Source organism: Photorhabdus aballayi, from assembly GCF_026153155.1.
Lineage (GTDB): Bacteria > Pseudomonadota > Gammaproteobacteria > Enterobacterales > Enterobacteriaceae > Photorhabdus > Photorhabdus luminescens.
Map to the genome: position 1 here is coordinate 1 of NZ_JAPFCD010000105.1, position 5,738 is coordinate 5,738.

Annotated in this window: 8 protein-coding genes and 1 pseudogene; all 9 read left to right on the forward strand. The window is 41.4% G+C overall.

What is annotated here, in order from left to right:
* Nucleotides 1-313, forward strand: a pseudogene (locus OO184_RS24330) (hypothetical protein); the annotation flags it as partial.
* 2 nt (nt 314-315) lie between these two features.
* A complete protein-coding gene (locus tag OO184_RS24335; protein ID WP_046395661.1) occupies nt 316-921 on the forward strand; it encodes a phage baseplate protein in 606 nt (201 codons plus the stop codon).
* Nucleotides 906-1,211, forward strand: coding sequence for a phage baseplate plug family protein (locus OO184_RS24340; protein WP_049584709.1), 306 nt, complete (start codon nt 906-908; stop codon nt 1,209-1,211). Before OO184_RS24335 ends, OO184_RS24340 begins: the two co-directional genes overlap by 16 nt.
* 105 nt (nt 1,212-1,316) lie before the next feature.
* Complete coding sequence (locus OO184_RS24345) at nt 1,317-2,273, forward strand: phage protein (RefSeq protein WP_265381380.1); 957 nt, start codon at nt 1,317-1,319, stop codon at nt 2,271-2,273.
* Nucleotides 2,270-3,025 carry a phage baseplate assembly protein V gene (locus OO184_RS24350; RefSeq protein ID WP_265381381.1) on the forward strand — a complete coding sequence of 252 codons (756 nt, stop codon included), beginning with the start codon at nt 2,270-2,272 and terminating at the stop codon, nt 3,023-3,025. Before OO184_RS24345 ends, OO184_RS24350 begins: the two co-directional genes overlap by 4 nt.
* Nucleotides 3,022-3,369: a contractile injection system sheath initiator gene (locus tag OO184_RS24355; protein ID WP_265381382.1), complete on the forward strand. Its 348-nt coding sequence runs from the start codon at nt 3,022-3,024 to the stop codon at nt 3,367-3,369. Before OO184_RS24350 ends, OO184_RS24355 begins: the two co-directional genes overlap by 4 nt.
* Nucleotides 3,362-4,555: a baseplate J/gp47 family protein gene (locus OO184_RS24360; RefSeq protein ID WP_265381383.1), complete on the forward strand. Its 1,194-nt coding sequence runs from the start codon at nt 3,362-3,364 to the stop codon at nt 4,553-4,555. Before OO184_RS24355 ends, OO184_RS24360 begins: the two co-directional genes overlap by 8 nt.
* Nucleotides 4,552-5,124, forward strand: a complete 573-nt coding sequence (locus tag OO184_RS24365) for a DUF2612 domain-containing protein (RefSeq protein WP_265381384.1) — start codon at nt 4,552-4,554, stop codon at nt 5,122-5,124. The genes OO184_RS24360 and OO184_RS24365 overlap by 4 nt, the downstream gene beginning before the upstream one ends.
* Nucleotides 5,125-5,126: 2 nt before the next feature.
* On the forward strand, nt 5,127-5,738 hold a 612-nt coding region (locus OO184_RS24370; protein ID WP_265381385.1), incomplete at its 3' end, for a tail fiber protein.

Consider the following 5,738-nt stretch of genomic DNA (forward strand, 5'->3'; position numbering starts at 1 on the left):
TAAAGTGACAAAATTGGTTGGACATTTAAATCATGTGGCTCACTCTTTGCGAAATATTTCCATTGATCGCCGAATGATCAACGGTGCGGTGACAAATATCAATAACATGGTGAATCATCAGGAATTTACTCCCGCTTTATTACATCGTGCGCCAATATCTGCTAGTAATAATATGCAGGGAATAGGAGAAGTAAATTATCATATTGAAGTCAATGGCGTTGAATCCCCTAGAGAAGCAGCAAGATTGGTTGGAGAAACGGTAGAACGCACTCATAGTATGCTGCTTAGAAATATGCAAACACAGGTGAGATAACAATGGATATATTATCAGTCATGTTTTCTCAACAGAAGAGAAAGATAGGTGTCATTGTACCGAGTGTCGTTATTTCAGAAACACATACCGATGTATCGAATATCACCGATCATCCGGTTCAGCAGGGAGTGACATTCAGTGATCATGCTTATGACAGCCCATCAGAAGTAAGAATGGATTTAGGTTTCGCGGGTGGTGGTTCGCTACTTGATATTATTGATACCACAAAGGTATTTGATATTTCCACCGGACTGAGTCTTGGAACCAGTCCGCGTGATATATATCAACAGCTACTTGACCTGAGGGCATCACATAAACCGTTTGATGTCGTCACGGGAAAGCGCTTATATAAAAATATGTTGATTAAAGATATCAGTGTCACAACCGATAAAACCAGTGAAAATGTTTTATCGGTAGTTTTAAACCTACGTGAAATTGTTATTGTTGAAACGTCACCGAATAAAGCTGCACCGGCAGAAAATATGAAAAACCCTGAAGATACAGCACCTGTAGTTAATATGGGAGCTAAAGTTACGGTGAAGCCATCGATGCCAAAGATTATTCTTGATTTTATTATAGAGCGAGGTAAGAAATGGCTAGGGTTGTAGAAATTCCTTTATCACCCCAAAATCAGCAATTCGATATTCAGCTAAATGGCATTAACTATAAAATGAGATTGATGTGGCGTGATATTGCGGGTTGGATTTTGGATATTATGACGCCGGACAGTGAATTGATCGTTACAGGTTTGCCGTTGGTTTTTGGGGTTGACTTACTGGAACAATATCGTCATCTTGGTTTTAACGGATCATTAATTTTTTATGGCGATATAAATCAGGAGAAACCTTTCAGGAATAATCTTGGTAAAGAGGACAGGTTATACTTTGTAATAAGTTAACTTGATAAGGGTAAGGTAAGATATTTTGTAATAATTTATTACATACGCCGCTTAATTACGGTTTTTTATTTCTATTAATTTTACTTCTATATAATTAGGTGAATTATGTCAAAACAATGGATAAGAGAATGCCACCTTATCGTTGTAGACAAAGATGGCGAAAAAGTAAATTTATCAGACCTGAAAATCACATTTAATATTAGCAGAACGGAATCTTCCAACCCTGCTACTGGTATTTTTACCCTATATAACCTTAATAACGAAACCAGTAATAAATTACGTAAAAATGAATTTAAAAAAATTAAATTTGTGGCGGGTTATAAGGAGAACTCAGGACAAATATTCTCAGGCCAAATTCAGTACACGTATGTAAAGAGAGACAACGCAACGGATACTTGTGTTGTGATTCATGCAGCGGACGGAGATGAAGCACACAATTACGCCACCGTGAATACCACCATTGCGGCTGGATATTCGCAAGCAGATTTAGATCATTTGCTAATGCGTGATATTACCAAATATGGCATTACGGCAGGCCTACGCCCTGAATTTAGCAAATCAGCATCACCCAGGGGAAAAGTGCTTTTTGGCATGCACCGCAATGAAGTTTCTAATCTGGCAAAACAATGTGATGCCAATTGGCGCTATGAAGATAACAAACTACATATTGTGCCCAAAAATAAATACTTAACTGAAGCTATTATCCTTACTTCACAAACCGGTCTTATTGGTATGCCTGAACAAACTATTGGTTCAGGTATTAACGTTACATGCTTAATTAATCCGAATATTCGCCCCGGTACATTAATCCGACTGGATAACCGTTCAATCAAACCGGTTGATCCAGCCACTAAACCAGCTGCTCAGTCTGGCGATCATAAGGATGCAAAAGCACAACCGGCAATGTTGGACGCTGACGGTGATTACATTGTCTTCAATGTGGAATATTCCGGCGATACCCGCGAAACAGAGTGGTATATGACAATAATGTGTATCGCTAAGAGCGATCATACTTTGCTGAATCAATCAACTCACAATAAGGATAAGGCAGAGAGCGAATGATAAATACTGATGAACGACTAAATAGACCCGAAGCAGTCTTCTTTGCTATGCAAGAAGTCATTAGCGCCGGATTGTATGTCTCTTTGCCTTGCATTATTCAATCATTTGATGCTGATGCGGTAACCGTTACCGCGCAACCGGCCATCAGATGGAAAATTAGGAAAAAAGACGGGGAACTGGAATCAGTATCCTTGCCGCTGTTAGTGGATGTGCCGGTTATATTCCCAAGAGGCGGCGGCGTAACGCTAACCTTCCCGGTAAGAGTTGGTGATGAATGCTTGGTCGTATTTGCTGATCGTTGTATTGATTACTGGTGGCAATCTGGCGGGGTACAGGAACCGGTAGATCCCCGGCAGCACAACTTATCTGATGGATTTGCGATTGTTGGCCCCCAATCTCAGCAACAAAAAATAACTAATATCAGCACTAACACTGCGCAACTGAGAAGTGATGATGGCGCGGCATATATCGAACTCGATCCCAATAGTCATAACATCACGGTTATCACACCGGCAAAACTTAACGCTACAGCTAATGGCGGTACTGAAATCACTTCACCTGAAATCATCCTGAACGGCAACGTCACCATTAACGGCAACTTATCACAGGGCATGGGCGCTGGTGGTGGTACTGCAACCATGCAAGGCCCTGTCACGGTGAGTAACGATGTGACAGCGGCAGGGATTAGCCTTAAAAACCATGTACATAGTGGTGTTCAATCAGGTGGCAGTAAGACGGGGAAACCTCAATGAGATACAGAAGAGAAATTGACAACGATTATGTATTTGGTCGTGGAGAGGCGAGTTTTCTTATCAATACACCGGAAGCGGTCGCACAGGCAGTGAAAACTCGTCTGATGCTGCGTAATGGCGAATGGTTTCTTGATAACCGGGAAGGAACCGATTACGACAACGTGTTGGGTAAAGGCACATCGGGTTTTTATGATCTGATTATTAGACAGCGAATACTACAAACGCCGGGTGTAGAGGACATTATCCACTACCGTAGTGAAAGAAACCCTGAAACAAGAAAAATCACCATTACCGTCACGATTGACACGATTTATGGACAGACAGGAGTAACTGCTGATGTATGAAAGTATTATCAACACAATGTTACCTGCCATTGACAAAAACGGGATCAATGCGCCTGATTATCAAACCATCTTAAATAGCTGGAAGACGATATTCAGGGATATTTATGGGGACGATATTTACATTGAATCTGACAGTAAAGACGGTGTTTTCTTATCGCTGATAGCATACGTTATTCACGGTTGTAATAACGCAACCATTGCTTCCTATAACTCATTTAGCCCGACAACAGCGGTGGGGGAAGGGCTTTCCCGTAATGTCAAAATCAACGGCATTACCAGAAAAAGCTCCAGCAACTCAACGGTGGATGTTTTGGTCACTGGTCGGGCTGGCACCGTAATCCGCAACGCTTCCGTCCGGGATGATGCGGGAAACACCTGGTCACTACCGGATGAAGTGATTATCGACACACACGGTCAGGCCATTATAACGGCGGTTTGTCAAAAATCGGGCGCTATTGGCGCATTGCCCCACACGGTTAACCAAATTGCTACGCCGACACTGGGCTGGCAAACCGTGACGAACCCGGTTGCGGCTACACTTGGCCGGGGAATTGAAACCGATATAGAACTGCGAATACGGCAAGCGGTTTCAGTTGCGCTGCCTTCGAGAACCATTATGGATGGACTGATGGGGGCAATTGCCAATTTGCATGGAGTTTCACGTTACCGGGGATATGACAACGACTCGGACAAAACGGATGAGAATGGCATACCCGCTCATAGCATTGCACTTGTCATTGATGGTGGAGATTCGAAAGAGATTGCCCGGACTATTTTGGTGAAGAAAACGCCGGGTATACCGACATTTGGCACCACCTCTGAAACGATTACCGATGATTATGGCAATAAAAAAACGATTAACTTCTATCGTCCTACACTGGTGCCAATTTATGTTGAAATACACATTAAACCCTTTATCGGATATACATCGGATATTGGTAATAATATTCGTAATGAAATATCTAACTATATAAAATCCCTTTATATTGGTGATGGAGTATATGTTACTCGCTTATTTGTACCTGCAAACTTATGCAATAAAAACGGAGGCCAGACATATGAAGTATTATCTGTGATAGTAGGAAAATCAGCATCGACAACCGGAACGGCGAACATTGACATAGCTTTTAATGAAGCGCCGACGTGTTCACCTGAAAATATTAAAATAGTAACGGTGCTCGAATGAACAAATATATGAAGCTGATTCCTGCATATCACATGGAAGGTAAAAAATATGTCAGGATGCTTGAAGCTGTGACGGATATTTTCAACCAGAATGCGCTGACAACAGATTTACTGATTAGCAGTTTTGACCTTGATAAAGCAGTGGGCAAACAGCTTGATATTATTGGAGAATGGGTAGGGAGGAATCGAATGATTCAGACTCCAATTGAATCTTATTACTTCTCCTTTGATATTAACGATTTGGGGTTTGATAGCGGCATGTGGAAAGGGCGGTTTGACAGTGATAAAAGTTATATCAAACTGGATGATGATAATTATCGAATCGTCATAAAAGCTAAAATAGGCACAAATAACTGGGATGGAACGGCTGAGTCATTTAATAACATCCTGAGTTTTATTCATTCAAATAATGGCCTGTCTGTATCTTTCGAAGATAACTTGGATATGTCATTCATTGTGACTATTAAAGGTAAATCAATCAGTACTATTACTAAAGAAATCATCCATCAGGGTTATCTCTCGCTTAAACCTATGGGGATAACGGTTAATTACCATATAGTGGAGGGTTAGAAATGGCTAAAAATGATTTTAAAGCATTTGCCATTGGTGAAAACGCGAATACTTTGTCGCAAGAAGAATATGAAAGTGCAGATTTCATTGAGGAGGGATTTAAATCAGGAATAGCGAGGAGTGAGCGATTAAATAAAGTTTGGCGCCAATCTTCGGTTATCGCAGCGGTGATAGGGAAATACATTGCAGAAAAAACCGGTGAAGACGTGATGGATGATGGAGACCTGGAAAAACTTACTCAACAGTTAGACCAGGCATTAAAACAGAAAATAACTACGGAAATCCCTGATGCTTCATTGACGCAGAAAGGTATATCGCAACTCAACAGCGCGACAAACTCTGACAGAGAAGATCAGGCGGCGACTCCGAAAGCGGTTCACGATATTAGAAAAATCGCTGAGAGCAAATTGAGTGGTGTTTCTGATGCCTCATTGACTCAGAAGGGCGTTGTACAACTGAGTAGTGCGACAAATAGCACAAGTGAAACCTCAGCGGCGACGCCAAAAGCAATTAAGGAAGCATACGATTTTGCAAATACGGCAAATGTAGCAGCTAAAAATGCTCATGATGAAGCTAATAGGGCTACAGATAATGCTAACAGCAGGTTGGCAAAA

Coding starts and splice junctions, on each gene's coding strand:
- OO184_RS24355 (WP_265381382.1), top strand. CDS start 3,022: ATGAGATACAGAAGAGAAATTGACAACGATTATGTATTTGGTCGTGGA.
- OO184_RS24335 (WP_046395661.1), top strand. CDS start 316: ATGGATATATTATCAGTCATGTTTTCTCAACAGAAGAGAAAGATAGGT.
- OO184_RS24350 (WP_265381381.1), top strand. CDS start 2,270: ATGATAAATACTGATGAACGACTAAATAGACCCGAAGCAGTCTTCTTT.
- OO184_RS24340 (WP_049584709.1), top strand. CDS start 906: ATGGCTAGGGTTGTAGAAATTCCTTTATCACCCCAAAATCAGCAATTC.
- OO184_RS24345 (WP_265381380.1), top strand. CDS start 1,317: ATGTCAAAACAATGGATAAGAGAATGCCACCTTATCGTTGTAGACAAA.
- OO184_RS24360 (WP_265381383.1), top strand. CDS start 3,362: ATGTATGAAAGTATTATCAACACAATGTTACCTGCCATTGACAAAAAC.
- OO184_RS24365 (WP_265381384.1), top strand. CDS start 4,552: ATGAACAAATATATGAAGCTGATTCCTGCATATCACATGGAAGGTAAA.